The organism is Micromonospora sp. WMMD1120, from assembly GCF_029626235.1.
In the GTDB taxonomy this organism is placed as follows: Bacteria; Actinomycetota; Actinomycetes; order Mycobacteriales; family Micromonosporaceae; genus Micromonospora.
Genome location: NZ_JARUBO010000005.1, coordinates 1,491,501 through 1,517,924 on the forward strand (window position 1 = coordinate 1,491,501; position 26,424 = coordinate 1,517,924).

General features: G+C 73.1%; 24 protein-coding genes and 1 pseudogene. 8 read left to right on the plus strand and 17 right to left on the minus strand.

Annotated features, from left to right (window positions below; all coding sequences use genetic code 11):
* Nucleotide 1: 1 nt before the first annotated feature.
* The 9 genes and pseudogenes from gvpJ to O7634_RS07155 all read right to left on the minus strand — a co-directional run.
* Nucleotides 2-211, minus strand: a pseudogene (gene gvpJ / locus O7634_RS31885) (gas vesicle protein GvpJ); the annotation flags it as partial.
* Between the two features lie 5 nt (nucleotides 212-216).
* Nucleotides 217-1,446, minus strand: a complete 1,230-nt coding sequence (locus tag O7634_RS07120; protein WP_278149348.1) for an SRPBCC family protein — start codon at nucleotides 1,444-1,446, stop codon at nucleotides 217-219.
* A gap of 2 nt (nucleotides 1,447-1,448) precedes the next feature.
* On the minus strand, nucleotides 1,449-1,892 hold the full coding sequence (locus O7634_RS07125; protein WP_278149349.1) for a hypothetical protein: 444 nt from the start codon (nucleotides 1,890-1,892) through the stop codon (nucleotides 1,449-1,451).
* 277 nt (nucleotides 1,893-2,169) lie between these two features.
* Entirely contained in the window at nucleotides 2,170-2,679 is a 510-nt protein-coding gene (locus O7634_RS07130; protein ID WP_278149350.1) for a GNAT family N-acetyltransferase, read from the minus strand.
* Nucleotides 2,680-2,783: 104 nt separating this feature from the next.
* Nucleotides 2,784-3,653 (minus strand): hypothetical protein, encoded by an 870-nt coding sequence (locus O7634_RS07135; RefSeq protein ID WP_278149351.1) that lies wholly within the window; start codon nucleotides 3,651-3,653, stop codon nucleotides 2,784-2,786.
* Between the two features lie 133 nt (nucleotides 3,654-3,786).
* Nucleotides 3,787-4,248 (minus strand): DUF3263 domain-containing protein, encoded by a 462-nt coding sequence (locus O7634_RS07140; protein ID WP_278149352.1) that lies wholly within the window; start codon nucleotides 4,246-4,248, stop codon nucleotides 3,787-3,789.
* A 105-nt stretch (nucleotides 4,249-4,353) separates the two neighbouring features.
* A complete protein-coding gene (locus O7634_RS07145; protein WP_278149353.1) occupies nucleotides 4,354-5,370 on the minus strand; it encodes an ABC transporter permease subunit in 1,017 nt (338 codons plus the stop codon).
* On the minus strand, nucleotides 5,367-6,377 hold the full coding sequence (locus O7634_RS07150) for an ATP-binding cassette domain-containing protein (protein WP_278149354.1): 1,011 nt from the start codon (nucleotides 6,375-6,377) through the stop codon (nucleotides 5,367-5,369). Before O7634_RS07150 ends, O7634_RS07145 begins: the two co-directional genes overlap by 4 nt.
* Before the next feature lie 120 nt (nucleotides 6,378-6,497).
* Nucleotides 6,498-7,283, minus strand: a complete 786-nt coding sequence (locus tag O7634_RS07155) for a DeoR/GlpR family DNA-binding transcription regulator (protein WP_278149355.1) — start codon at nucleotides 7,281-7,283, stop codon at nucleotides 6,498-6,500.
* Nucleotides 7,284-7,534: 251 nt separating this feature from the next.
* Here O7634_RS07155 and O7634_RS07160 point away from each other — a divergent pair, with 251 nt between their 5' ends.
* Nucleotides 7,535-8,488 carry an ROK family protein gene (locus O7634_RS07160; RefSeq protein WP_278149356.1) on the plus strand — a complete coding sequence of 318 codons (954 nt, stop codon included), beginning with the start codon at nucleotides 7,535-7,537 and terminating at the stop codon, nucleotides 8,486-8,488.
* Nucleotides 8,485-9,594: an N-acetylglucosamine-6-phosphate deacetylase gene (nagA, locus tag O7634_RS07165; protein ID WP_278149357.1), complete on the plus strand. Its 1,110-nt coding sequence runs from the start codon at nucleotides 8,485-8,487 to the stop codon at nucleotides 9,592-9,594. Before O7634_RS07160 ends, nagA begins: the two co-directional genes overlap by 4 nt.
* 304 nt (nucleotides 9,595-9,898) lie before the next feature.
* Here the strand turns inward: nagA and O7634_RS07170 are convergent, their stop codons facing one another.
* Nucleotides 9,899-11,122, minus strand: coding sequence for a DUF4032 domain-containing protein (locus tag O7634_RS07170; RefSeq protein ID WP_278149358.1), 1,224 nt, complete (start codon nucleotides 11,120-11,122; stop codon nucleotides 9,899-9,901).
* 120 nt (nucleotides 11,123-11,242) lie between these two features.
* On the opposite strand from O7634_RS07170, the gene O7634_RS07175 reads away from it, so the two are divergent.
* Together O7634_RS07175 and O7634_RS07180 are read left to right on the plus strand one after the other, a co-directional pair.
* On the plus strand, nucleotides 11,243-11,980 hold the full coding sequence (locus tag O7634_RS07175) for a phosphatase PAP2 family protein (RefSeq protein ID WP_278153895.1): 738 nt from the start codon (nucleotides 11,243-11,245) through the stop codon (nucleotides 11,978-11,980).
* Between the two features lie 11 nt (nucleotides 11,981-11,991).
* A complete protein-coding gene (locus tag O7634_RS07180; protein WP_278149359.1) occupies nucleotides 11,992-13,245 on the plus strand; it encodes an APC family permease in 1,254 nt (417 codons plus the stop codon).
* Nucleotides 13,246-13,249: 4 nt separating this feature from the next.
* On the opposite strand, the gene O7634_RS07185 is transcribed toward O7634_RS07180, so the two are convergent.
* From O7634_RS07185 to O7634_RS07210, 6 genes are all read right to left on the minus strand, one after another.
* Nucleotides 13,250-14,035, minus strand: coding sequence for an ABC transporter permease (locus O7634_RS07185; protein ID WP_278149360.1), 786 nt, complete (start codon nucleotides 14,033-14,035; stop codon nucleotides 13,250-13,252).
* Entirely contained in the window at nucleotides 14,032-15,021 is a 990-nt protein-coding gene (locus tag O7634_RS07190; RefSeq protein ID WP_278149361.1) for an ATP-binding cassette domain-containing protein, read from the minus strand. The genes O7634_RS07185 and O7634_RS07190 overlap by 4 nt, the downstream gene beginning before the upstream one ends.
* Before the next feature lie 30 nt (nucleotides 15,022-15,051).
* Nucleotides 15,052-17,898, minus strand: coding sequence for a BTAD domain-containing putative transcriptional regulator (locus O7634_RS07195; RefSeq protein ID WP_278149362.1), 2,847 nt, complete (start codon nucleotides 17,896-17,898; stop codon nucleotides 15,052-15,054).
* A 116-nt stretch (nucleotides 17,899-18,014) separates the two neighbouring features.
* On the minus strand, nucleotides 18,015-18,257 hold the full coding sequence (locus O7634_RS07200; protein WP_278149363.1) for a type II toxin-antitoxin system RelE/ParE family toxin: 243 nt from the start codon (nucleotides 18,255-18,257) through the stop codon (nucleotides 18,015-18,017).
* Nucleotides 18,254-18,553, minus strand: coding sequence for a type II toxin-antitoxin system Phd/YefM family antitoxin (locus tag O7634_RS07205; protein WP_278149364.1), 300 nt, complete (start codon nucleotides 18,551-18,553; stop codon nucleotides 18,254-18,256). The genes O7634_RS07200 and O7634_RS07205 overlap by 4 nt, the downstream gene beginning before the upstream one ends.
* 86 nt (nucleotides 18,554-18,639) lie before the next feature.
* Nucleotides 18,640-20,535, minus strand: a complete 1,896-nt coding sequence (locus O7634_RS07210; protein ID WP_278149365.1) for an NAD-binding protein — start codon at nucleotides 20,533-20,535, stop codon at nucleotides 18,640-18,642.
* Nucleotides 20,536-20,623: 88 nt separating this feature from the next.
* On the opposite strand from O7634_RS07210, the gene O7634_RS07215 reads away from it, so the two are divergent.
* From O7634_RS07215 to O7634_RS07230, 4 genes are all read left to right on the plus strand, one after another.
* The gene (locus O7634_RS07215; protein WP_278149366.1) at nucleotides 20,624-21,133 is read left to right on the plus strand and encodes an MSMEG_6728 family protein; all 510 of its coding nucleotides are present in this window, start codon (nucleotides 20,624-20,626) and stop codon (nucleotides 21,131-21,133) included.
* Between the two features lie 5 nt (nucleotides 21,134-21,138).
* Nucleotides 21,139-22,692: an FAD-dependent oxidoreductase gene (locus tag O7634_RS07220; RefSeq protein WP_278149367.1), complete on the plus strand. Its 1,554-nt coding sequence runs from the start codon at nucleotides 21,139-21,141 to the stop codon at nucleotides 22,690-22,692.
* A gap of 67 nt (nucleotides 22,693-22,759) precedes the next feature.
* Complete coding sequence (locus tag O7634_RS07225) at nucleotides 22,760-23,962, plus strand: hypothetical protein (RefSeq protein ID WP_278149368.1); 1,203 nt, start codon at nucleotides 22,760-22,762, stop codon at nucleotides 23,960-23,962.
* A gap of 211 nt (nucleotides 23,963-24,173) precedes the next feature.
* A complete protein-coding gene (locus O7634_RS07230; protein ID WP_278149369.1) occupies nucleotides 24,174-24,617 on the plus strand; it encodes an HNH endonuclease in 444 nt (147 codons plus the stop codon).
* 70 nt (nucleotides 24,618-24,687) lie between these two features.
* On the opposite strand, the gene O7634_RS07235 is transcribed toward O7634_RS07230, so the two are convergent.
* Complete coding sequence (locus O7634_RS07235) at nucleotides 24,688-26,364, minus strand: protein kinase (protein WP_278149370.1); 1,677 nt, start codon at nucleotides 26,362-26,364, stop codon at nucleotides 24,688-24,690.
* Nucleotides 26,365-26,424 lie beyond the last annotated feature (60 nt).

Below are 26,424 nucleotides of genomic sequence, written 5' to 3' on the forward strand. Positions count from 1 at the left end.
CCACCGCCTCGGCGAAGCGCAGGTACGTCTCGATGCTCGCCACCACCACCCGGGCGTTGATCTCCACAAGTGGGATGCCGACGACCCCGACCGTCACCTGCGCGTCGATCACGACGCCCTTGTCGAGCACCGTCTCCACCACGTCGGCGAGCCCGCCGCCGCCGGAGCCCACCCGATCCAGGGCCCCGCCGACGGCGTCATCGCCGGACACCAGCGTCACTCGTCCTCCTCCCGGCGACGGCGCACCACCGGTCGGCGCGGTGACTCCGGCGCACGCCGGACGGGCGGCCGGGGTCGCTGCGGTTCCGCACGCCGCTGCGGCTCCTCGCGGGGCGGCGTCCGCCGTGCCCGCTCCGGTACCCGTCGGCGGGGTGGCGGTGGCGGCTCCTCGTCGGCCTCGTCCGCGTACCCCTCGTCGTAGCCGTCCTCGTACGCCTCGTACTCGTCGTCGTACTCCGGCTCCGGGGCCCGGCGGGGTGGCCGCTGGCGCGACCGGCCGGCGGGCCGGCGACGCGGCTCCTCCTCGGCCGGCTCCTCCTCGTCCCACTCGCCCTGCTCGCGGTCCCGGTCCTGCTCCCGGTCCTGCTCCCGCGTCTGTTCCTGCTCCTCGCGCAGTCCGGTCTCGTGGTCCTTGACCACCCGGGAGTCGCGGATCTCACCGCGCCAGCCCTCGACCTGGTCCGGGTCGAGGACCACAGAGGTCATCACGTGTCGGACGAAGTGCTTCAACTCCAACCGCACCCGCCGCCCCTGGGCCCGCCACAGGTTGCCGGTGTGCTCGAAGAGACCCTGCGGGTGGTACTCCAGCACCACGAGGATGCGGGTCAGATCCGGGGTGATCTCGTGGAAGCTGACGGTGCCGTCGACCGAGCCCTTCTCACCCTTGGAGCGCCAGTGGATGAGCCGGTCCGGCACCTGGCGGACGATCGTCGACTCCCACGTCCGGTGCGACCAGAAGACCTGCGCCTTCCACGTCAACTTCTCGTCGGAGTCGGTGTCGACGTTCTCGACCTTCTTCATGAAGCTGGGAAAGTCGCCGAACTGCGTCCACTGGTTGTACGCGGCCCGCACCGGCACGCCGACCTCGATCGTCTCGACGATGTTGGTGACCTTGTTCTTCTTGCCGCCGCCCTTGCCGCCCTTCCCGCCCGCACGGCCCAGAGCCGCCATCACCTTCTCCTTACCGCCGGCCACACCGGCATGCACCATCGCCTTCACCGGTGAACCGCCCTCGGCCAGCTTCTGCGCGCCCGTGGCGGCGGCGACCAGGCCGGGTCCGCCGCCCTGGCGCGCGTACTCGCTGAGCCGGCCGGTCGCGCCGGTGATCCGCTCGGTCACCACGCTCATCGCGCGGTCGCCGATCGCCCCGGCCAGATTGCGCACCTCGCCTGCCAACTGGCCACGGAGCTTGTCGCCGAGCCCTCCCGGGCTGGTGTTCGCCGCCATGCTCACCGCCCCCGCCGCTGCTCGACCCGCGCCTCGCCACGGTCGTCGTCGCGGTCGTCGTCGCGGTTCCGGTCGCCACCGTTGTCGTCGGTACCGTTCTGGTTGCCCTCACCCTTCTGGCCGTCGTCCTGGCCGCCGGAGCGGCGGCGCAGGGCGTCGGCGGAGTTCCGCAGCCGGCCGGTGAGCGCGTCGACACCGCTGCCCGCCGCGGCGGTCGCGGCGGCCCGGCCGGCGTTCACCAGCGGCCCGCCGAGCCGGCCGAGGTTGCTCAACTGCGGAGACGCGTGCAACGCGTCGGTGCCCCGCTTCAGCAGGCCCCCCGGGTCGCGACTGGCCCGGCCGGCGGCGACCGCCGCGGCCAGGGTCAGCGCGGTACGGAGTTTGCGGCGGCGGCCCAACAGGTAGCCGAAGCCGACCGCCAACCCGATTCGTGTTCCGGTCTTCATCAGGTCTCCCTCGCTCCCCGGAGGTCCGGACGTCTGCCCGGTACGGGCCGGAATAGGGCTCCCCGGGGAACAGCGCGAACCATGCCCTCGATCAGACGTCCCGTATCAACGGACCCGGCGGGCAGTACCCGGCACCATTAAGCCGAAACCGTGACTGCAATTTCCGGCAGTGCAATTTAATGGCATTCGGATAGCCGGCACGAAAGAGGGCGAGACCGGACTTTGCCGTGGTCAGGCGCAGGAAGAACGGCAGTGATGCGAAAGTTGGCAGGTGCGCTCAGAGAGCGGGCGGGGTCGAATCGAGGCTAATTTCGGCGTGCACTGCGCCGTCGTCCTCACGCAGTTTCGCGCCGCACTTCTCGAGTACGGCGAGCGCGCCGATGTTGTCGCGCGTCGTCTCCGCCACGACGACCCGCATCCCGGCGCGCGCGGCGGCGTTCAGCAGCTCCCGCAGGGCGGCGGCGCCGATGCCCTGCCCCCGCGCCGAACGGCCGAGCCACATGCCGGTCTCCACCGCGCCGGGCTCGTCACAGCGCGTCATCCGGACCATGCCCACCACCTCGCCACCGGCGAGGATCGCGTACATCTGCGAGCCGGTCGGGCCGTCCAGGCCACCGAAGCTCGCCCTGTGAAACTCCCGAAAGGCGTCGCGGCGAGCCAGCGACCAGCCGGCGGGCGCCTCCACCGGAGGCATGACGTCATCCGGCTCGGCCTCGGCAGCCGCTACGGAGAGCAACGGCTCCAGGTTCCGCTCGTCCACCGGCTCCAGCCGGACCGCACCCGCCACGTGCCGCAGTCTGCCGCCCCCATCGGCCGAAGTCCACCCCATTGGCCGTCCACTGGCGGTCTGGACAGCGGTGTCGGCCGGTCGGGCGGTCGAGGTGTTTCACCTCACGCTCTGTTGTCACCCGACCGGGTGTCGCCAGCTCGAATCGCCGGCGAAAACTCGCAGAACACCACCGACGCGTCGTCGGTGGACTTGTGCCGGCGCAGCCGGTCACCGTGGTCGCGCTCGGCGGCCCGCACCCGGTCGAGCAACGCGACCGGCCCCTCGGCGGCGAGCAGGTCCAGCAGGCCGGCCCAGTCGGTCAACCCGAACTGCTCCACCGCGCTGGACGCGCCGTCAGTGAGCAGCGCCGCCCGCCGGATCGCCCCCGGACCCCGCCGGGGCAGCGTGCCGGTCACCGCGTGGAAGGCCGCGTCCGGGTCGGCAGCCGCCACCCAGTAGCCGTGCGTACGGTTCATCCGCTCCCGCTGGACGCTGACCGCGTGCCGGAACCGGGTGACCGGGTCCGCCGCGCCACCCGGCACCATGGCCACCGTCTCCCGCAACTCCGCCATCGCCGCGTCCAGCCGGTCGTCGGTCACCACGCGCACCTGACCGCCGACGTCGAGCACCAGCGGGCTGTCGCAGAGCACCAGGTACTCCACCTCGTCGCCGCAGTCCCGCAGCAGGCAGACGGTGCTGGACGGGGTGCCGGGATGGTCCAGGTCGCACTGCCCGCCGTGGTCCGCCCGGACGGCCAGGATGGCGGCGGCCAGGTTGCTGGTCAGCCGGGCCGCCGGGCGTACCGCCTCGGCGACACCGAGCCGCGCGGCGAGGTGCCGGACGTACCATTCCGGCCCGTGCGCGCAGCCGGTGTCGAAACCCTCCGGCACCGTCGCGCCGTCCAGCACCCCGACCAGCGGACCGAACCGGAACACGATGTCCTCGTTGACCGGCCGTCCGGGAGCCGGCGCGGAGGCGGACGACACCCGCATCACCGACACTCCCGCCGAAGGCTGGTGCCTGTCACAGCGCGCTCCCTCCGTCGTCTCCGGTCCGTCGACAGCCGCACCGGAGTGCTGCCCGCGTACCCCCTGGACCGGGCGACATTCGTGCCGACCAGCACGGTCAGCGACGGCGGTTACGGGCGCGCGACGACCGCAACCGGCGCAGCCGGCTGATCAGCACGGGGTCGGCGGCGAGTGCGGCCGGATTGTCCAGCAGCCCGTTGAGCAACTGGTAGTAGCGGGTCGAGGAGAGCCCGAACGTGTCCCGTACGGCCTGCTCCTTCGCCCCGGCGTGCCGCCACCACTGCTGCTCGAACGCGAGGATGGCGCGTTCCCGCTCGGTCAGGCCGGCCGCCGGGTCGACCGGCTGGTCGGGCGCCGCACCGTCGGTCGCCTCACCCGACCGGTTCGGCTCGTCGGTCGGCTCGCCCGACCTTGTTGGCCCGTCGGTCGGCTCGACAGGTCGCGCCGGCTCGTCGGCGGTCTCGATCGGCGGCGCCGGCCGGGGAGTCGGAACGGTCCGCCCGGCACCGTCCGGACGAGCGTCGGTGGACGGCTCGGGGGCGGTGGCGTCGGCGGACATTCGCTCAGCCTAGCCAGCGGGGACGCTGGTCGCAGCAGCCGGCGCGGCGGCTTCCGACGCACGACGGCCCCCGGTGTGCGCCGGGGGCCGTCGTGGGGTCGGACGTCAGGAGATGTCGCGACGACGCATCACCCAGAGCGCCGCGCCGAGGATCACCACGACCGCTACCGAGAGCAGGGCTGACGACTGCTGCCAGGTGATGTCCATGGTGGCCGGCTTGCACTCGCCGTAGTAGGTGGCGTTGCAGGCGTCCCAGTTCTGCAACGTCACGGTCTTGGTCATCCAGGCCAGGATGTACGTGGGCAGCAGCCACGCCTCGGCGAACTTCACGTTCGCCATCTCCAGCAGGATGCCCAGGCCGAACTGGCCGACCACCATCACCGCCACCACGCCGCCGAGGGCCATCGCGGTGTGCCGCCCCAGCGAGGCGAGCGCGAAGCCGAGGGTGGTGAGCACCAGCACCAGCACCACGCCCCGCAGCCCGGTCAGGGCGAACGACTGCCAGGCCCCGGAGGTCACCTTCTCGGTGCTGCCCCGGAAGGTGGCGACCGCCCAGAACCCGGCGAACCACAGCACCGCGGCCGGCAACGTCACCGCCAGCGTGCCGGTGAGCAGCGCGGCCAGCTTGGTGAGCAGGACGGTGAGCCGCTTCGGCCGCCACAGCAGCAGGTTCATCATGCCGCCGGTGCTCCACTCGGCCCCGATGAACGACGCCCCGACCACGAACCCGACCAGCGCCAGGATCGCCGCGAACGGAATCAGCGTCTCGTCGAACGTCTCCCGGAAGTCGAACGTCGACGGCAGGAACCACTCCGCCTCGATCTGGTCCCGGGACGGCGGCGTGATCACCGAGCAGTCGTCGGGGTAGCGGCCGTCGCTCGGCGTGCCGGCCGTCTTGGCCCTCTCACACTCGGCGCGCTCCTGCTCGCTCCAGCGCACCTGCTCCTGATACTGCCTGTCGGCCTGCCGCTCGGCCTCGGCGAGTTGGCCGGCGTCGATCTTCTGGTTGGTGAAGAACACCCCGACCACCACGGCGGCCAGCACCAGCAGGCCGAGCAGCGTCGCGTAACGGGTGAAGCGCCGCTTGGTGAGCCGGCGCAGCTCCGTGCGATAGAGGCTCACGCGCCCCACCCTCCTCCGGCGGCGCCGGACTGACCCGTCCCGCCGACCCTCATGGACTCGTCGACCTGCCGGTGCTGCCCCGGTACCGGCGCGGTGGCGGTCAGTTCGAGGAAGACACTCTCCAGGTCGACGGCGATCGGCGCCAGCTCACTGACGTAGAGGTCGCGCTCGGCCAGCAGCCGCGTCAGCGTGGCCGGCTTGTCGACGCCGGCCACCATCAGGTGGTCCGGGTGACCTGTCACCCGGACGCCCGCCCTGGTGAGCACCTCGGTGGCCAACGGCAGGTCGCTGACCGCCTCCAGCCGGACCCGGACCGCGCCGGACGAGTGCTGTGCGAGCACCTCGTCGACCGGGCCGAACGCGACCCGCCGGCCCAGCGAGATGATGGTGACCGAGTCACAGATCAGTTGGATCTCACCGAGGATGTGGCTGGACAGCAGCACCGTCATGCCGGACTCGGCGAGGTTGCGCATCAGCGTGCGCATCTCCCGGATGCCGCCCGGGTCGAGGCCGTTGGCCGGCTCGTCGAGGATCAGCAGCTTCGGGTTCTTCAGCAGGGCCGAGGCCACGGCGAGCCGCTGCTTCATGCCCAGCGAGTACGTCTTGACCCGTTCGCCGGCCCGGTCCCGCAGCCCGACCAGCTCCAGCACCTCGTCGACCCGGGCGGTCGGCACCTGGCCCGCCCCGGCCAGCAGGGACAGCGTGTCCCGTGCGGTGAAGTGCGGGAAGAACTGCGGGCTCTCCACTATCGCGCCGACCTGGCCGGCGACGGTGGGCAGCGCGTCGGGGACCTCCTGCCCGAGCAGCGCCATCCGGCCGCCGTCCGGACGGATCAGGCCGAGCAGCGTACGCAGCGTAGTGGTCTTGCCGGACCCGTTGGGGCCCAGGAAGCCGTGCACCTGCCCCGCGTCGACCCGCATGTCGAAGCCGTCGAGCGCGTTGCGGGTGCCGCGTCGACGACTCTTGTACGTCTTACGTAGACCTTCGATCTCCAGGACAGCTGGCAAGCTGCACCTCCCCCGTTGGTGGGCGTGACAGGCGACACCATACGCGGTATGCAGCAGTGCGCAATACCCGGTATGCATCGACGCGCCGAACGGGCACCTATATCGACGGAGGGTGACGACTCAGGCGCAGATCACCTGGACGCCGGCGGCCCGGAACGCCTCCACCACCTCCGGCGCCGCGCCGGAGTCGGTCACCAGCGTCTCCACCCGCTCCACCGGGCAGATCCGGGCGAAGGCGTGACCGCCCAGCTTGGACGAGTCCGCGATGATCACCACACGCTTCGCCCGAGCCACCATCAAGTTGTTCATCGCCGCCTCCCCCTCGTGGTGGGCGGCGGCGCCGAGCTGCGGGTCGACCGCGTCCACACCGAGCAGGGCGACGTCCAGGGTGACCTCACGCAGCAGCGCCCCGCCCAGCGGGCCGACGAGTTCGAACGACTTGGGGCGCACCACCCCGCCGGCCACCACGACCTTCATCCGCGAGCGGACCAGCAGCTCGTTCGCGATGTTCAGCGCGTTCGTCACGACTGTCAGCTGAGCGCCCTCGGCGCTGGTGTTCAGATCTGGTCGGACGGCGAGAGCCCTCGCGACCTCGGTGCTGGTGGTGCCGCCGTTCAGGCCGACCACTGTGCCCTGCGTGACGAGCGCGGCGGCGGCCGCCCCGATCCGCTGCTTTTCCGCCGAGTGCTTGGCCGTCTTGTAGCGCAGCGGCAGGTCGTACGACACACCGTTCGCGACCGCGCCGCCCCGGGTTCGCGTGATCATCTGCTGTTGCGCCAGCTGGTCGAAGTCACGCCGGATGGTGGCCTGGGAGACGTCCAGCCGCTCGGCTGCCGCCTCGACGCTGACCCGACCGTTGTCGGTCAGCATCTCGAGCAGGGCGTTCCATCGGGCGTACCGGTCCACCGCGGGGGCCCTCCCAGCAACTGCACGGACGGTGATTGATTGCGTGCACACTAGTGCGCGAAACTAGGCTGGCGCAAAAGACCGAGCTGCACGATCGACTGGCCGGTTGCCACAGCCGCCCGCGTTCGCGCAGAATAACGCGCGAAACACGGCCATAACGAGCCGTATTGCGCACTGGTCGGCCCGGCGAGGAGTTTCCCCATGGCGTACGTGGACGACCCCCCACACCCGAGCCGGTCGGTGGTGTTGGCGTGAGTGCGGACCCGGTGGTGGTCGCGCTGGACGTCGGCGGCACCGGCATGAAGTGCGCCCTGGTCCGGCCGGACGGCGACACCGTGCACACCGAGCGGCACCCCACCGACGCCGGGCGCGGGCCGGCCGCCGTGGTCGGCACCGTCCTGGACGTGGCCGGTGGCCTGGCGGCCAAGGCGCGCGCCAACGGCCGCACCCCGATCGCCGTGGGCATCGCGGTGCCCGGGGTGGTGGACGAGACGCGTGGCGTCGCGGTGTGGTCGGCGAACGTGGGCTTCCGGGACGTACCCCTGCGGGACCTGGCGGTGACGCGGCTCGGCCTGCCGACGGCGCTCGGCCACGACGTGCGCGTCGGTGGTCTCGCCGAGGCCCGGCTGGGCGCCGGGCGCGGCACCGACCACGTGCTGTTCGTGGCGATCGGCACCGGAATCGCCGCCGCGCACGTCGTCGGCGGCACCGCCGCCGTCGGTGCCCACGGAGCCCCGGGCGAGATCGGCCACATCATGGTCCGGCCGGACGGACCACGCTGCGGCTGCGGGCGGCCCGGCTGCCTGGAGGCGCTCGCCTCCGCCGCCGCCATCGGCCGCCGCTACGCCGAGGTGGCCGGCACACCGGGCGACGCCGCGGTGACGGCTGCCGAGGTGGCCGAACGGGCCGCCGCCGGCGAGCCACTGGCCGGCCGGGTCTGGCGGGAGGCCGTCGACGCGCTCGCCGACGGCCTCGCCACCGGGCAGGCGCTGTTCGACGTGGCGACGATCGTGCTCGGCGGTGGTCTGGTCCGGGCCGGTGACCTGCTGCTCACCCCGCTGCGGGCGGCGCTGCGCGAACGGATGACCTTCCACCGGGAGCCGCGACTGGTCGCGGCCGCCCTCGGCGACGAGGCAGGATGCCTCGGTGCCGCCCTGCTCGCCCTCGACGCCATCGGCGTCCGTGACCAACAGGAGATGCGATGACCCTACGGGTGAACGGCCGAGTGGTGACCCCGACCGGTGTCGTTCGACAGGGCTGCGTCGAGTGGGACGGCGAGCGGATAACGGCGGTGGCCGAATATCCGTCGGTCCGCGACGGGCACTGGATTTTGCCCGGCTTCGTCGACATGCACACCCACGGGGGCGGCGGACACACCTTCACCACCGGGGACGCCGACGAGGCCCGCGCGGCCGCCGGGTTCCACCTGACCCACGGCACGACGACACTGCTGGCCAGCCTGGTGAGCGCGCCCTTTCCGCTGATGCGTGCCGCCACCGAGGCGTACGCCCCGCTGGTGGACGAGGGCGTGCTGGCGGGGGTCCACTTCGAAGGGCCGTATCTCTCCGCCGCGCGCTGCGGCGCCCAGAACCCGGAGTACCTGCGCGACCCGTCGACCGACGAGCTGACCGAGCTGGTCGAGCTGGGCCGGGGCGCGGTCCGGATGGTCACCCTCGCGCCCGAGCGCGACGGCGCGCTGGAGGCGATCAAACTGCTCACCGCGCAGCGGGTGGTGGCGGCGGTGGGTCACACCGACGCCACGTACGAGCAGACCCGCGCCGCGGTCGCCGCCGGGGCCAGCGTCGGCACCCACCTGTTCAACGGGATGCGCCCGGTGCACCACCGCGAGCCGGGGCCGGTGGTGGCGCTGCTGGACTCGCCCGGCGTGATCTGTGAGCTGGTGGCCGACGGCGTACACCTGCACGACGGCACGCTCACCTTCGCGACGGCGACCGCCGGCCCGGACCGGGCCGCGCTGATCACCGACGCGATGGCCGCCGCCGGAATGGCCGACGGGGAGTACGAGCTGGGCGGTCAGGCCGTCACGGTGTCCGACGGGGTGGCCCGGCTCGCCCGCGACGGGGCGATCGCCGGCAGCACCCTGACCATGGACGCCGCGCTGCGGCACGCCGTGAACGCCGGAATCCCCATCGCCGACGCCGCCCGGATGGTGGCCACCACCCCGGCCCGCGCCATCGGCCTGGGCGACCGCGTGGGTGCCCTCCAGGTGGGTCTCCGCGCCGACCTGGTGGTGCTCGACGACGACCTCAACGTGGTGCGGGTGCTGCGCGGCGGCTCCTGGGTGGAGTGACGCCGGGGCGTCGGCGGTGGCCGTCGTGCGCCGGCGGCTGCTGTCATGCGCCGGCGGCTGCTGTCGCGGTGAGCCCGACTGACGCCGACCGCGTACCGACCGCGCCCGTTGTGCGGCCTGTCGAGCTGCCCCGAATGTGGGGCAGGCCGCGACCGTCACCCGCTCCGACCCACCGGCACAGGTGTCTGCCCCCCATGTCTGCCCCGCATGTCCGCCCCGCATGTCCGCCCCGCATGTCCGCCCCGCATCTGGGGCAGCTCGACAGGGCGCCTGGAGAGTCTTTGCAGCTGAGTCGCTGACGACATCAGCCCAGGGTGGGGACCTCGACGCCGAGGATCGCCTGCTCGTCGGGGCGGTGCACCAGCACGTCGGTCAGGTACGACTGAACCGCGTGGCGCATCCCCACATCCCGGCCGACCCGCTCGGATAGCAGCCACTTGTGCTCGATGATCTGCGCGAACAGCTCCTGCGGCTCCAGCTTGCGGCGCAGGTGCGCGGGCACCGCCCGGACCACCGGCTCGAAGACCTCGGTGAGCCAGCGATGTGCCGCCTGCTGCTCGTCGACGAGGTCGCTCTCGGCCCGGTAGGCGTCCAGGTCGTTGAGCAGCTTGCGAGCCTGGTTCTCCTCGGCGTCCAGGCCGGTGAGCCGCAGCAGCCGCCGGGTGTGGTAGCCGGCGTCCACCACCTTCGGCCGGACCAGGTAACGCCCGTTGTCGATGGACGACATGGCCACCTCGGCCACGTCGAAGCCCAACTCGTTGAGCCGGCGGATCCGGCCCTCGATGTCGCGCCGGGCCTCCCGCTCGACCGCCTGCTCGTAGGTGATCTCGTGCCAGAGCCGCTCGTAGCGCTGCACGACCTCCTCGCAGACCACCTCCGGGTCGATGGACTCGTGCAACAGGCCGGCGGCCTGTAGATCGAGCGCCTCGCCGAAGATGTTGACCCGGGCGATCTCCAGGTCCTCACCGCGCTGACCATTGGAGAGCGAGGCGTGCAACGCGCCGGTCTCCGCGTCCACCAGGTAGGCGGCGAACGCTCCCGCGTCCCGGCGGAAGAGCGTGTTCGACAGCGAACAGTCGCCCCAGAAGAAGCCGGTCAGGTGCATCCGGACGATCAGGGCGGCGAGCGCGTCGAGCAGCCGGCTCATCGTCTCCGGCCGCAGGGTGTGCGAGAACAGCGCCCGGTACGGCAGTGAGAACTGGAGGTGCCGGGTGATCAGCACCGATTCGAGCGGCTCACCGTCCTCGGTCTGCCGGTCGGCGACGACAGCCACCGCCTCGACCGAGGGGAAGTCGATCCGCTCCAGGGCCCGGAGCAGGTCGTACTCGCGCTCGGCGATCCGCTCGCGGGTCTCCTTGAACGCGTACACGTAGTCACCAAGCCGGACGAACCGGACGATGTGTCGGGAGATGCCCTGCGGTAGGGCGACCAGGTGCTGGGCAGGCCACTCCTCCAGCGGCGTCGACCACGGAAGGTCGAGCAGCGCCGGGTCGACGAGGGCAGACGTGATCCGCACGGGCCCAAGCATGACGCCTCGCCCCCCGCCTCCGCCGCACATCGTGGTTGGGCCCACAGCGCCGCACACCCCGACGTCGCGCCGGGCCGGTAGCGTGGTCGCGTGCTCAAACCCACGGCGGTACGACGTGACCTGCGGCTACGGCCCGTCCGCCCGGCCGGCTGGTGGTTCGACGCCATTCTGCTCGTCGGTCTGGTCGGGTTGACAGTGGCGCTCGCCGCCGATCACCTCTTCGGGCTGGACCGTACCGTCGCCGACTGGGCCGACGCGCACCGGCCGACCGCCGCGTACTGGATCGCCCGGGTGCTGAACTTCCTCGGTCAGGGCACCCCGCTCACGCTGATCGGTGTCGGGCTGGGTGTGCTGCTCGCCGTCCGGCTGCGCTCGGTGCGGCCGATCCTGCCGCCGGTGGTCGGCTTCGTGCTGACCACCTTCACGATCGGGCCGCTCAAGGTGTGGACCGCGCGGGCCGCGCCGAGCGCCAGCGTCAAGGAGCCGTTCCTGCCGCCCGAGCAGACCCTGCCGCTGTTCCACGACGACCTGCCGGTCCGGTTCGCCCAGTCCTACCCGTCGGGGCACGTCGCCAACGCGATCGTCTGGTACGGCGTCATCGCGCTGCTGCTGGCCCCGCTGGCCCACAGCTTCGGCCGGCAGCTCCCGTCCCGGCTGGTCACCGTGATCCGGGTGGCGCCGCCGCTGGTCGTCCTCACCACCACCACCTACCTGGGCTGGCACTGGCTCACCGACTCGGTGGCCGGGCTGCTGCTCGGGCTGCTGCTGGACCGGCTGCTGCACCGGGTGCCCTGGGACGATCTGCCGCTCCCCGGCCGGTTACGCGGATGGGACCGGCCGTTCACGTCGTACCCCTAGGGTTCCGGTCCGTGGATCACCTGGCGCGGCGGCTCGGCGTACCCGATGCGGTTGTCATCGGTCTCGGCGCGATGCTCGGCGCGGGCGTCTTCGTGGTCTTCGGCCCGGCCGCGGCGGCGGCCGGCGGCGCCGGCCTGCTGCCGGCGCTGGTGCTCGCCGGCTTCGTCGCCTACTGCAACGCGACCAGCTCGGCGCGGTTGGCGGCCCGCTACCCGGAGTCCGGCGGCACCTACGTCTACGGCCGGGAACGCCTCGGGCCGTTCGCCGGGTTCCTGGCCGGCTGGGGCTTCGTCGTCGGCAAGACGGCGAGCTGCGCCGCGATGGCGCTGACCATCGGGGCGTACCTGTGGCCGGGGCAGGCCCGGCTGGTGGCGGCCGGCGCGGTGCTCGCGGTGACCGCCGTGAACCTGCTGGGCATCGGCAAGACGGCCGCCGTGACCAGGGCGCTGGTCGCGCTGGTGCTCGCGGTGCTGGCGGTGGTCGCTGTCGTCGGGGTGCTGGGCGGTCCGGTGCGCCTGGCCCGGTTGACCGAGACCGGTGGCTCCGTCCGGGGCGTGCTCACCGCCGCCGGCCTGCTGTTCTTCGCCTTCGCCGGGTACGCGCGGATCGCCACGCTCGGTGAGGAGGTCCGCGACCCGAGGCGGACCATCCCGCGTGCCGTGCCGGTGGCGCTCGGGGTGGTGCTGGTGATCTACCTGGTGCTGGCGGTGATCACGCTCGGGGTGCTCGGGGCCGACCGGCTGGCCGGTTCCGCCGCGCCACTGGTCGACGTGGTGACCGCCGCCGACCTGCCCGGCCTGGCCTGGGTCGTGCGCGCCGGGGCCACCATCGCCGTCACCGGGGTGCTGCTGTCTTTGGTCGCCGGGGTCGGCCGGACCACGCTGGCGATGGCCCGTCGCCGCGACCTGCCCGGCGCGCTGGCGGCCGTGCACCCGGTGCGCCAGGTGCCGCACCGCGCCGAGGTGGCGGTGGCCACGGTGGTGGTCCTGGTCGTGCTCCTCGGCGACGTGCGGCAGGCGATCGGCTTCTCCAGCTGCACGGTGCTGGTCTACTACGCGATCACCAACGCGGCGGCGCTGACCCTGGGCCCGGACCCGGACCGGCGGGTGCCGGTCCGGGCGCTCGCCGGACTGGGGTTGATCGGCTGCCTGCTGCTGGCGGTCAGCCTGCCGTTGGGCAGCGTCGTCGCGGGCTTCGGCGTGCTCGCCGTCGGTGCCGTCGTGTTCGGTCTGCGGCGGGTCGGTCAGCGACCCAGCCGCTGGTAGCGGCTCAGCGACTCAGCCGCCGGTAGCGGCGGACGGCCAGCGGAGCGAAGATCGCGATCAGCAGCACCGGCCACCCCACCGCCAGGAGCATCGCGTGCTCCGCCGGCCAGGAGTCGCCACCCAGGCCCGGATTGCCGAACAGCTCGCGGATCGCCGCGACCGTCGCGGACAACGGGTTCCACGCCGAGATCGCCCCGACGAACGACGGCATCAGCTCGGGCGCCACGAAGATGTTGGAGATCGCGGTGAAGGGGAACGCCGCCGGAAACACGATCACGCCGACCGTGTCCGGGTTGCGGACCAGCAGCGCCAGGTAGATCCCGACCCAGGTGATCGCGATCCGCAGCAGCAGGAGGAGCCCGACGGCGAGCAGCGCCCTACCCGCGCCGAGATGCCACTGCCAGCCGACGAGCAGGCCGCAGACCAGCAGGGTGGACATCTCCAGTACGGCGCGCAGCAGGTCGGCCGCACCGCGACCGGTCATCAGCGCGGACCGCGCCATCGGCATCGAGCGGAACCTGTCGACGACCCCCCGGCTCAGGTCCAGCGCCACTCCGGTAGCGGTGGCGCCCAGCCCGTACAGCATCGTCATCACGAACACCCCGGGCAGCAGGAACTCCCGATAGTTGCCGCCTCCGGGCACCTGCATGCCGCTGCCGAACACGTACCCGAAGACCAGGACGAACATGATCGGTAGCGAGAAGTAGAGGATCAGCTCCTCGGGGGCGCGGACCACGTGTGTCATGTTCCGCCTGGTCATCGTCCAGCCGTCGGTGACAGCGGTGATCATGCGACGGCCGCCTCTCCACGCGTACCGGCCTGCTCGCGGGCGTCGTCGGTCCGGCGCCCGGTCAGGTGCAGGAACGCCTCGTCCAGCGTCGCGCGCCGCAGACCGATGTCCTCGACCGCGACGGCGGCGTCGTCGAGCGCCCGCACCACGGCGACGAGCGCGGCGACGCCGTCGACCACCGGCACGCTGAGTCGCCGTACCTCGGTGTCGATGTCGGGCTGCGCGTGCGTGATCGGCGCGACGACGCGGGCGGCCCGGGTCAGGTCGGCGACGTCGCGCACCACCACCTCGATCCGGTCGCCGCCGGTCATCGACTTCAGCTCGTCCGGGGTGCCGTCGGCCACCACCCGGCCGGCGTCGATCACCGAGATCCGGTCGGCGAGCTGGTCGGCCTCCTCCAGGTACTGGGTGGTGAGCAGCACCGTGGTTCCGTCCCGCACCAGGGCGCGGACGAGGTCCCACACCTGGTTGCGGCTGCGCGGGTCCAGGCCGGTCGTCGGCTCGTCCAGGAAGAGCACCCGGGGCGTACGGATCAGGCTGGCGGCGATATCCAGTCGGCGGCGCATCCCGCCCGAGTACTCACCGGCGGACCGGCCCGCCGCCTCGTCGAGCCCGAACCGTTCCAACAGCTCACTGGCGCGGCGGCGGGCCTCCCGTGGGCCGAGCCGGAACAGCCGGCCGAACAGCTCCAGATTCTGCCGTCCGCTCAGGATCTCGTCCACGGCGGCGTACTGCCCGGTCAGCCCGATCCGGGCGCGCACCTGGCCCGGCTGGCGCAGCACGTCGAACCCGGCCACTGTGGCCCGACCGGTGTCGAACCGCAGCAGCGTGGCGAGGATGCGGACGGCCGTCGTCTTGCCCGCGCCGTTCGGCCCGAGCAGCCCGTGCACACTGCCCCTCGGCACGGCCAGGTCGAACCCGTCAAGCGCGCGGGTCGGGCCGTACCGCTTGCCCAGACCCTCGGCGGTCACCTCGAATGTCGTCATGCCGCCACCGTGCGGGTCGACGCTGACGGGTCACGCACCGTCCGCTGACGGCGGCGCGTTCCTCGCCAGCTCGGCGATCTGCTCCAGGGTACGGATGATCTCCTCGCGGGTGGCCTCGCCGACGTACCAGCCGGTGAGGCCGCCGGCCAACGCCTCCTCGCAGAGCCGTCGCGCGTCGGCCAGCTCGCCACGCAGTCGGGCCACCTGGGCGAGGCCGAGCCGCGCGGCGGCGACGAACTCGGGCGCGCCGCTGCGCTGCGCGAGGAGCAGCGCGGCGGCGAAGTCGTCCCGGGCCGCCGCGAGGTCACCGGCGCGCAGCCTGATCTCACCCCGGGTACGCAGCATGTCGGCCCGGTCGACGACCGACCCGAGCTCCTCGGCCAACCCCATGGCCTGATCCATGTGGCTGCCCGCCGCCTCGGGGTCGCCCTGCCAGGCCGCGAGTTCGCCGAGCGCGCCCAGCGTGATCATGGTGCCCCACCGGTCGCCGGCACCGCGGAACCCGCCCAACGCCGTGGTCAGCGTGGTTCGGGCCTGATCCCACTCGTCGCTCCACATCAGCGCCGAACCCTTGCCCATCGTGCCGAGCGCGTCCAGCCACTCATCCGGCCCGACCAGCCGGCGCAGCTCCCGCATCAGCTCGTCGATGTACCCGGCCCCGCCCGGTGGCGGTCCGGTGGAGATGCCCGACAGGTAGAGCAGGAACGGTTGTCGGGGCGGCCGGTCGAGTTGGCGGATCACGAACTGCTGCGTGCCGACCGCCGGCAGGCGCCCGGCGCCGGCGAGCGCGGCGTTGTAGACGCAGAGGAAGAACTCCTCCCGCAACCCGGGCGGCGCCTCGGAGCCGAGCAGGTCGAGCACGTCGGCGGCGAGCCTCGCGCCCTCCCCGCGCATGCCGCGTAGCCACCAGTAGAAGGACAGGGCAGCGACCAGCCCCGCGGCCTCGGGCGCGTCCCCGGCCGCGGTGGCCCGACGCAGCGCGGCGTGCAGGTTGTCCCGCTCGGCGTCCAACCGGCGCAACCAGCGCAGCTGTTCGGCGTGCCGCAGGTGGTCGCTGGCGGTCCAGGCGAACTCCAGGAAGTACGCGGTGTGCGCGCGGCGCAGGTGATCGGCCTCGCCGGCCTCGTGCAGGCGTTCGGCGCAGAAGGCGCGGACCGTCTCCAGCATCCGGTAGCGGCCGTCGGCCAGCTCCACGAAGGACTTGTCCACCAGGCCGGTCAGCGCCTCGACGAACACGGCGGCGGGCAGCCCGGACACCTGCCCGGCCGCCTCCAGCGTGGCACCGCCGGCGAAGACGGTCAGCCGCCGGGCCAGCAACCGTTCGGCCTCGTCGAGCAGGTCCCAACTCCACTCGACCACCGCCCGCAGGGTGCGGTGTCGCGGCGCCGCGGCCCGGCCGCCCATCGCCAGCAGCCGATCGTCCAGGTGGGCGGCGACCTCCGCGACGGGCAGCGCCCGCAGCCGGGCGGCGGCCAGCTCGATCGCCAACGGCAGACCGTCGAGGGTACGGCAGATCCGCAGCACCACCTCGACGTTCGCCGGCGTGACGGTGAAGTCGGGTACGACGTCGGCGGCCCGCTGGGCGAAGAGGCGGACCGCCGGAGAGTCGTCGGCATCCCGCCCGTGCGCGCCGAGTGGCGGCACGGTGAGCCCGGACAGTGGGCACAGCGCCTCACCGGCCAGCCCGAGCGGTTCCCGGCTGGTGGCGAGCACACGCAACGCCGGGCAGGCGCTCAGCAACCGCGCGGCGAGCCGGGCCGCGTCGACGACGACGTGCTCGCAGTTGTCCAGCACGAGCAGCAGCGGCCGCTCGGCGAGCGCCTCCACCAGGCGATCGACGGCCGTACGCCCCGGTTCGGCCGGGGCACGCAGGCCGGCGTCGCGGAGGCCGAGCGCGCTGAGCACCGCCTGCGGTACGTCAGCGCCGTCCGCCAGGCCGGCCAGCTCGACGAAGCGGACCTCGCCGTCGACGTCACCGGCGACCTCGATCGCCAGGCGGGTCTTGCCCGCGCCTCCCGGGCCGGTGAGGGTCACCAACCGGCGCTCGCCGAGCAGCCGCCGGACGCGCCCCAGTTCCACCTCCCGACCGACGAACGTGGTGAGCTGGCTCGGCAGCGCCGCTCCGGCCGACTCGCGTACGGGCCTGCCGTGCTCTCCGCGCAGCACCGCCAGGTGGATCGCGGCCAGCTCCGCCGACGGGTCGACGCCGAGCTGTTCGGCGAGCACCCGACGCGCGTCCTCGAACTCGGTCAGCGCCTCCGCCGGGCGGCCCAGTGCCGCCAGCACGCGCAGGAGCTGGCCCCGCGACCGCTCCCGCAGCGGGTGAGCGACGACCAGTTCGCGCAGCTCGCCGGCCAGCCCGGCGTACGCGCCCAACGCCAGGTCCGCCTCGACCCGGTCCTCGACGGCGGCCAGCCGCAGCTCGTCGAGTCGGGCGGCCTGCGCGCTCGCGCCGGGAACATCGGCGAGGGCGTCACCACGCCACAGCTCCAGCGCCTCCCGCAGGACGGTGGCCGCCCGGGACCAGTCGCCGTCGGCGAGCGCCCGCCGCCCCACCCCGGCGAGCCGTTCGAACCGGTACGCGTCGACGTCGTCGGGGTCCACCGCGAGTCGGTAACCGGCAGTGTGGAACTCGACCGGGTCGTGCGCGCCGGACAGGGCCTGCCGCAGCCGCGACACCTGGGATTGGAGGGCGTTCGCCGCTCCCCGGGGCGGACGATCGCCGTACAGGCCGTCGATCAGCCGCTCGGCGGGGACGACCCGGCCCGCGTCGAGCACCAGGAGCGCCAGCAGCGTACGCAGCCGTGGACCGCCCACGGGGATCTCGCGCCCATCGGCGTGCAGCACCCGGGTCGGGCCCAGGATGCGGAACCGCATGACAGGGATTGTCACCCAGCGCGGGCCGGCACCCACCGACCGGTCCACCAGTCCGTGCTCGGCAACGAATGAGCTGCGGCGCGCGCGCCGCCGCCTTCAGGCTGCGCTCGGGTGGCTCACGAGTAGACGTCCTTGCGGTGACCGACGTCGTGGATGGTCAACTCGTCCTCGTCAAGGCGATAGAGAACCCGATAGTCACCGACTCGCAGGCGACGCCCAGACCCGTCACGCATCTCGGTGGAGTTCTGCGGCGCAGGGTCGGAAATCAGGCCCAGGATCGCCCCCAGGACGGTTAGGAAGACGTTGCGCGGCTGCTTGTGCAGCCAGACCAGCACGTTCCGGTCGACCTGGACCTTCACGCGGCCTCGCCGTTGGCTCGTTCGGTCAGCAGAGCCTCCACCTCGCGGGGGTCCACCCCGAGCGACTCCAGTGCCGCCGACAGCGGTACGAACTGGCCTTCCGCACGGGAACGGGCGATCACCGCCGAGTCCCGGCGATCCCGAAGGGCTTCGATCTCCTCCCACTCGTCGATACCGACGAGCACTGCGACCGGCCGTTCGTATTTCGTAATGATCACCGGCTCACCGGTGCGCTCGACACCGTCCAGCACCCGACCCGCGCCGTCCCGAAATTCTCGCAGCGTAATCCTTTCCATCCCTCAACGGTACCAGGCGGTACCGCGATGTCCCATACTGAGAAGGTGAGGGGTGTCGCTCGTGTCTGGCCGGCCGCCCGAAGAGGTCAACTCACCTCGCCGGTTCCGTCGGGTTGGCCGGTCAGCTCCAGTTCACCGGTAGCGCCGCCGGCCGTCGCCGAGGGGGCGTCCCGGGTGGGCGGAACGGAGGACGCCGCGCCCGGCGCGCCGACCCCATGGTTGGGCAGGGCCGGTGGGGCGCACTGCCGGGTCAGCCAGTCCAGCCCGCGACGACGGGCGACGACAGTCAGCCGGTCCCCCGCGAAGATCACCTGCCGGGGGTCGAGGTCCTTCCACCAGATCGTCCTGCCGCCGCCGGCCGGGGTACGCGCGATCAACCGGACCTGCCCGTCCCGGTTGACCACGTCCAGTGGCCGCCCGTCCAACTCGGAGCCGGCGGCGACCGGCACCTCGGCGACCGGCAACGCGTGCCTGTCGACGGGGATCGTGGCGATCACCGCGCGTTCGGTGAGCGCCCCGATGAAGGCCGGGGCGGCCAGGTAGGAGACCGAGCGGGACACGCCGAGGGCGAAGGTCTCCTCCACCCGTTCGGCGAAGTCCCCGTCGAAGAGCCGCAGCACCACACGCAGGTCCGCACGCAGGTCGCGGGCGGCGAGAGCCGATTCCAGATTGGCCACGTCGTCGGTGGACGCCACCACCAGCGCCTGGCAGTCGGCCACCGACGCGGCGGCGAGCGTCTCCGGCAGCGCCGCGTCGCCGATGATCAGCGGCACCTCCAGTTGCCGGGCGAGCGCGGCCCCGCGTGGCTCCGGGTCCTTGTCGATCGCCACCACCTCGACGTCGTACTCGCGGAGTTGCGCCATCACCCGGGTGCCGACGTTGCCGAGGCCGACCACGACGACGTGCCCGACCCGCGCGGGCTGCAACCGGCCGGTGTGCAGCGCCAGCCGGGCGTTGACGATGCCGTCCACCACGACGGCGGTGATCAGCGGGATCAGCGCCAACCCGGCCAGGTTGAGCACCACCTGCATGATCTGGGCGTCCGCCGGCTTGGTGGTGTCCGGGTCGGCGCCGCTCAGCGTGGTGACCAGTGTCAGGTACAGCGCCTCCAACGGGGACACGTCCTCGGCCCGGGAGATCAGCGCCCCGAGCACCGCGATCAGCGTGAGCACCAGCATCACCGCGATGCCGATCTTGCGGGTGGCGAAGCCGCGTACCGCGCCCAGCAGGACCGTGAGCGGCCGACGTCGCCGACGGGCCCGGACCAGCCGGCGCGCGGCGACCTCGGTGCCCGGCGGCTGACCGGTCGCCTCGGCGAGCACCACGTCGGCGTCGGCCTGGTAGGCCGGCAGCAGTCGCACCCCCTGCGCCTCGGTGAGGTGCGCCAACCCGCAGACCACGTCCTGGGCGCGGACGTCGGCCCGCCGCGCCACCCGCAGCGTCTTGTCCCGGTGCTGGAACGAGCTGGGATCGACCTCACCCAGCGCGGCGGCCACGAAGGCCGGCGCGGCCATCTCGGCGTCGGAGAGCACCTCGACCGGCGCCTTGAGCAGCTTGCGGACGCCGCCGGCGAGGGTGCCGTTGAACATCCGCAACACCTGGCGGACCCGCTGGTCGACGGCCTGGGCGCAGAGTGCGGCGTGCAGGTTGCCGACGTCGTCCTGGTGCAGCAGGGCCAGACCGGTCGCCCCGGCCAGGCCGGCGGTCTCGAAGGTGGCGACGTCCAGCCGATCCGAGCGGACCACCCGGACCCCGCGCAGTCCCGCCACGTCCGGACCGTTGCTGCGGTAGCGCTCCGGCACCACGACCGTCACCCGGGCCCCGCCGACCGGCAGCTCGGACTCGAGCATCGCGCGGGCCACGTAGTAGGCGAGCGCGTCCTTTCCGCAGATCACGTAGTGCGGGCGCGGATCACCGACGGAGCGCAGCCGCCAGTTCCACTCGACCGCCCGTCGCGCCCGGTCCCGCCACGGCTCCGCCATGCCCGGATCGTAATCAGCGCTGCCACCACGGGCGACCCCGTCCTGATCACCCAGGCATGCCGGCCCCGGCGGCGGGTAGAGCAGCGCCATGCAGACGTTCCTCCCGTACCCGGACTTCCTGGCCAGCGCCCGCGCGCTGGACCAGAAGCGGCTGGGCAAGCAGCGGGTGGAGGCCATCCAGGTGCTGCGCGGGCTCACCTGGCCGGCGTACGGCTGGCGCAACCACCCGGCGGTGAAGATGTGGGCCGGGTACGAGGAGGCGCTCACCCGCTACGGGTTGGACATGTGCGCGGTCTGGACCGAGCCGGGACGGGCCGACACCTGCGCCACCACGATGACCGTCGACCTGGCCGCCGCCTGCGGCCCCGGTGTCGTACGGACCCAGGACGAGTTGGCCCGCGCCGGTGAGCTGCCACCGTGGCTGGGCCGCGACGACCTGCACCTCAGCCACCGCTCGTCGCTGCTGCGCAAGGACCCGGCGCACTACCGACCGCTCTTCGGCGACGACGTGCCGGAGGATCTGGAGTACGTCTGGCCCGCCTCGGACCGCCCGCGCCGCTGCCTACCGACCGGGGAAGCCCGAGCTGGGGCAGACTGACCTCCATGACTGTGTCGCGAGTGGTGGGTCGCCTCATCGGCGTACGACAGCACCAGGTGGACCCGGGCGGCGGCGGCGCGGACCGGGTGCCTCGACCGACCACGGCGCTGGTGGTGGGTGGCGGCATCGCCGGCATGTCGGCGGCGGTGGTGCTGGCCGAGCGGGGTGTGGCGGTGACAGTGCTGGAGGCGGCGCCGACGCTCGGCGGTCGACTGGGCGCCTGGCCGGAGGCGCTCGCCGACGGCAGCCAGCAGAACGAGCACGGGTTCCACGCGTTCTTCCGGCAGTACTACAACTGGCGGTCCATCCTCCGTCGGATCGATGGTGACCTGGGCTTCCTCAAGCCCATCCCGGGCTATCCGATCCTCAGCGCGCAGTGGCCGACCGAGGAGTTCGGCAGCCTGCCGCCCGCGCCACCGGCGAACCTGCTGGCCCTGCTGCTGCGCAGCCCCAGCCTGCGCCTCGCCGACCTGCGCCGGATGGACCGGGACGCGGCGCTGCCGCTGCTCACCTACGATCCGGTGCGCACCTACGCCGAGCTGGACGACACCACCGCCGACGAGCTGCTGACCTCGCTGCGGCTGCCGGACCGGGCGCGGGCGATGCTGTTCGAGGTCTTCTCGCACTCGTTCTTCAACCACGAGGCGGAGATGTCGGCCGCCGAGATGGTCGCCCAGTTCCACTTCTATCTCCTGGGCAATCCGGAGGGGCTGGCCTTCGACTGCCCGGACGAGGACTACGCCACGGCGATCTGGGAGCCGCTGACCCGGCACGTGGAGAAGCACGGCGGCCGGGTGCGCACCGGCTGCGCCGCCACCGCGATCCACCGGGACGGCGCGGGTTGGCGGGTGACGACCAGCGACGGTGACAGCCATCCGGCCGGGCACGTGGTGCTCGCCGTCGACCCGCCGGCGCTCGCCGCGCTCGTCGCGGCCTCCCCCGACCTGGCCGAGCGGGCCCCGGAGCTGGCGGCGCGGATGCCGGCCTTCGGCACCCCCGGTCCGCCGTACGCGGTCGCCCGCTACTGGTGCGACGGGGACGTGGCCGCCGATCGGGCGGTGTTCAGCGGCGTGTCCCGGCAGCCCACGCTGGACTCGGTGACGCTCTACCACCGGTTGGAGAACGAGCCGCGGCGCTGGGCGCGGCAGACCGGCGGGTCGGTCGTCGAGCTGCACGCGTACGCCTGTGACCCCGGGGTGCCGGCCGAGGAGCTGGCCGAGCGGATGCGCCGTGAGCTGGTCGCGCTCTGGCCGGAGGCCGGCGAGCTGCGGGTCCGCGAGCTGCGGGCCCGGGTGGAGGCGCAGGCTCCGGCGTTCACCCCGGGCAGCCACGCCTGGCGACCGGGGGTACGCACCGACGCGCCGGACCTCTACCTGGCCGGTGACGGCATCGCCACGGAGTTCCCGAGCGCGTTGATGGAACGCTCGGCCGCCACCGGGATCATCGCCGCGAACCACATCCTGCGCGCGGCGGGCGCGGCGGCCGAACCGGTGCTGTCGATCCGGCCGCGCGGTCTGCTGGCCGGACGTGACAAGCTAAACCGACAAAACACCCAATAAGCGACGGTACGCTGCCGTACGCTCGGATGATCAACCGTCGATCGGCCGGGCGGGAGGGCAGCGGACGATGTCACCACTGCACCGCGTCGGCGCGGAGAGCGGCTTCGACGAGGCCGCCCACGACGACGGGTACCCGCTGATCCGCGACGAGCGGGCCTGCGTCGTCACCGCCCTGCGTCTGGGCTGGTGGATGGCGGACGCCTACCACCACGGGCAGCACGCGGAACCGAAGAACCCCGCCGCCGCCCGCCCGGCCACCCCGCCGGCCAAGCTCTCCAACCTCACCGAGATGTCCGCCCACCGCCGGATGCGGATGTACCTCGACGGGGTGGACGTCGCGCTGGCCCAGATCGCCGAACTCACCCGGCACACCGGGCCGGTGCCGGACACGTCCGTCCCCCGGACGCTGCTGCCCGACCTGGACCGGCCGGACCTCGCCGATCCGGTGCCGCTCCTGCTCGCCCTGGACGACCTCAACGTGGAGGTGCTGCGCTGGACGATGGCCACCAACCACCGGGTCGGGTTGGCCTACCGGCTCGGCCGGTCGGTGGCCGACACCGTCCGGGCCGGCGACGCCACGCAGTTGCTCCGGCAGTTCGGCGGCCGGCAGATCCAGATCAGCCGGTGGCTGGACGAGCTGGCCAGCGTCCTGCCGCCGTACTCGGCCGCCGTGGTGCGCCGGTCGCTGACCGCCTGGGCGGGCGCTGTCGACCGGGCCGGCCACGGGGACCCGACCGAGCCTGCGCCCGCCGAGCTGAGTCGGGCGCTGCGCGGCCAGGGTGACCTCTGGCGGGACGTGCTCACCGGTGGCCTGCACCCGCGTGACCTGCTCGACGAGGAGGACTACGCGGTGATCGCCCGCAACCTGATCATCCGGGACCGGCGGCTGGTGGCGCAGGCGGCGCGGGGCATCTTCTGGCCGGTGCTCGTACCCCTGCTGCTGGTGCTCTTCGCCGTGGTCGGAGTGAGCGCCGCCGCGGCGGCCGGTTCGCCGACCACCCGGGCCACCGTCGCCCTGGTCGGCCTGGGCGCCGGTCTGGCCGCGATCTGGCGGTCGGTCTCCGGGCCCGCGCTGGCGGTCGCCGGCGAGGTCAACAGGCCCCTGCTGGACAGCGAACTCACCGCGCGGATGGCGCTGCGGCTGAACCGGCCGCTGACCACCGCCCGGGTCGCGGCGCGGGCGACGCCACGCACCCGCCGGCAGCGGCGTCCCGAGGACCGTGGGCGATCGAAATACGTTGCCGGTGTCTCCCCCGCCGACCTACCGTGATCGCGCACCGCCAACCACCACCGCTGGAGCAGCAAATGACGATGCCGCACGTCAGCACAGTGCCGTCGACGCTGCCCGGCGACGGTTGGCACGCGGAACGCCCCCGGGCGGGCCGGCCTGACTGACGCGTACCCGTACGCGCCGAGCCGCCCGTCCGACCCCCGGACCGGGCGGCTCTTCGCTGTCCGTCACCATCTGGAAAGGAGCCCCGGTGGACGCCGTCCTCGTCATCAACGCCGACCTCGGTCCGCTGCACCGGGTCACTGTCCAACACGCCGTACGCATGCTCTGCCGCCGGGTGGCCGAGATCCACGAGGCCGAGCCGGACCGGGTGATCGGTGTCTTCCCGATGCCCCGGGTGGTGCGGCTGGTCCGCTACGTGGTCACCCGATGGCGGTTCCAGTCCGGACCGGCCTGGTCCCGCTCCGGGGTGCTGCGTCGCGACGACAGGTGCTGCGCGTACTGCGCCGGCCCGGCCTCCACCATCGACCACATCCTGCCCCGCTCGCGCGGCGGTCGGAACACCTGGCGGAACACCACCGCCGCCTGCTACGCCTGCAACCAGCGCAAGGGTGACCGGACGCCGGCCGAGGCGGGCATGCCGCTGCGCCGGGAGCCGGTGAACCCCGGCTGGGGCGCGCTGCTCGGGCGGTGACGGACCGGCCGGCGGGAACGGGGGGCCGCGTCGCGGGTACGTCCCGGGCGCGGCACCCGCCGGCCTCCGGTCAGGCGGCGCCCTCCTTGACCTTCGGCTTCGGACGGCCGTTGGCGCAGTGCGCCCGGATCTCGCTGCGGTGCTCGTCCGAGATCAACTCGACCTGGATCTGCTTCGCCGGGCCCGGGTCGTACGCCTCGACCCGGAAGCCGGGCGCGAGGGTCACCGCGAGCACCTCGATCGACCTGTCCGTACAGCGGACGGTCACCGTGCCACCGAGCGCGACGACCGGCGTGTCCGACCCGGGCGTGGGCGTCGGCGCCGGCGTGGCACCGGTCGGGGTCGGATTGTCGATGGTGGCGGTCGGGGGCGGCTGCTCGCTCGCGTCCGGACTGGTCGGAGGGCTGGTCCGGACGGCGGGCGCGGTGGTGCCCGGCGGCGGGATGGCGGACGGTCCGCTGTAGACCGAATCGACTGATTCCCCAGGTTGGGGCATACCCACAGTGGTGGTGCCCGGGCCGCCGGCCGTCGGTGGCACGCCCCGCTCCGGCCGACGATTGGCGAAGTCACCGAGCGATCCGGCCAACGCCAGCGCGGCGATCACCGCGCCGCCGACGGTGAGGATCGCCCGACGCCGACGCCAGGACCCGTGCCGCCCGACCGCGCCCAACACCGGTCGACCCGGCGCGTCGCCGGTCGCCCCGGCGGCCTTCTCCTCGGTCGCCCCGGCGGCGCTCTTCTCGGTCGCCGGCCCGGCCTTCTTCTCGGTCGCCCCGGCGGCCTTGCTCTCGGTCGCCCCGTCGGCGCTCTTCTCGGTCGCCCCGGCCTTGCTCTCCGTCGCCCCGGCGGCCTTCGTCTCGGTCGCCCCGGGGGTCGCGGACGCGGCCTCCGACGCGGCTACGGCGGCGGGCGGTGCGATGACCGCCTCCGGCTCGACACCGCTGATCACGGCGCGCAGCGTGCGGGCCGCGGCGCAGGCCGACGGCCGGTCAGCGGGGTCCCGTGCCAGGCACCACCGGTAGAGCCGGTGCACCTCCGGGGGTACACCGTCGATCGGCGGCAGCAGGTCCGGCTCCACAGGCCTGTCCGCGCGTAGCAGCTCGATAGGTCCCTCGGCGGGCCAGGGCAGCCGGCCGGTGAGCACCCGGTACAGCAGCAGGCCGAGCGCGTACACGTCGCTGGCCGGCAGCACCTCGCCCGCCCGCAGTCGCTCCGGCGCCAGGTACGCGGGCGTGCCCAACAGCCGCCCCTCGAAGTCGATCTCCGGCTCGCCGGCGCCGGCCGCGATGCCGAAGTCGAGCACCTTCGCCCCGGTGGGGGTGAGCATCACGTTGGCCGGCTTGATGTCGCGGTGCACCAGGCCCTGATCGTGGGCGGCGGCGAGCGCCGAGGCCACCTCCGCGCACACCCGCAGAGCGGCACGGGGCGGCAACGGCCCCGCCGCCAGGCGTTGTTCGAGGGTGTGACCGTTGAGCAGCTCCATCACCACGAACGGGACCTCGGCACCGTCCAGCAACGACTCGCCGTAGTCGTAGACGCTCGTGACGTGCGGGTGCGCCAACCGGGCCGCGGCCTTGGCCTCACCCCTGATCCGCTGCCGCGCGTTGACCTCCGAGGCGACGAGCACCTTCACCGCCACGTCCCGTTCGAGCACCTCGTCGTAGGCGCGGTGCACCACCGCCATGCCGCCACTGCCGAGGCGCTCCAGGAGCCGGTAGCGGCCCGCGAGCAACTGATCACGCTGCACGACCGACAGCCTGCCGTACCGGCCCGCCGACGAACCACCCGGGATCGAGGTTTCGCGATG

Coding starts and splice junctions, on each gene's coding strand:
- O7634_RS07120 (WP_278149348.1), bottom strand. CDS start 1,446: ATGGCGGCGAACACCAGCCCGGGAGGGCTCGGCGACAAGCTCCGTGGC.
- O7634_RS07125 (WP_278149349.1), bottom strand. CDS start 1,892: ATGAAGACCGGAACACGAATCGGGTTGGCGGTCGGCTTCGGCTACCTG.
- O7634_RS07135 (WP_278149351.1), bottom strand. CDS start 3,653: ATGCGGGTGTCGTCCGCCTCCGCGCCGGCTCCCGGACGGCCGGTCAAC.
- O7634_RS07140 (WP_278149352.1), bottom strand. CDS start 4,248: ATGTCCGCCGACGCCACCGCCCCCGAGCCGTCCACCGACGCTCGTCCG.
- nagA (WP_278149357.1), top strand. CDS start 8,485: ATGACCCTACGGGTGAACGGCCGAGTGGTGACCCCGACCGGTGTCGTT.
- O7634_RS07170 (WP_278149358.1), bottom strand. CDS start 11,122: ATGCTTGGGCCCGTGCGGATCACGTCTGCCCTCGTCGACCCGGCGCTG.
- O7634_RS07185 (WP_278149360.1), bottom strand. CDS start 14,035: ATGATCACCGCTGTCACCGACGGCTGGACGATGACCAGGCGGAACATG.
- O7634_RS07190 (WP_278149361.1), bottom strand. CDS start 15,021: ATGACGACATTCGAGGTGACCGCCGAGGGTCTGGGCAAGCGGTACGGC.
- O7634_RS07195 (WP_278149362.1), bottom strand. CDS start 17,898: ATGCGGTTCCGCATCCTGGGCCCGACCCGGGTGCTGCACGCCGATGGG.
- O7634_RS07205 (WP_278149364.1), bottom strand. CDS start 18,553: ATGGAAAGGATTACGCTGCGAGAATTTCGGGACGGCGCGGGTCGGGTG.
- O7634_RS07210 (WP_278149365.1), bottom strand. CDS start 20,535: ATGGCGGAGCCGTGGCGGGACCGGGCGCGACGGGCGGTCGAGTGGAAC.
- O7634_RS07215 (WP_278149366.1), top strand. CDS start 20,624: ATGCAGACGTTCCTCCCGTACCCGGACTTCCTGGCCAGCGCCCGCGCG.
- O7634_RS07220 (WP_278149367.1), top strand. CDS start 21,139: ATGACTGTGTCGCGAGTGGTGGGTCGCCTCATCGGCGTACGACAGCAC.
- O7634_RS07225 (WP_278149368.1), top strand. CDS start 22,760: ATGTCACCACTGCACCGCGTCGGCGCGGAGAGCGGCTTCGACGAGGCC.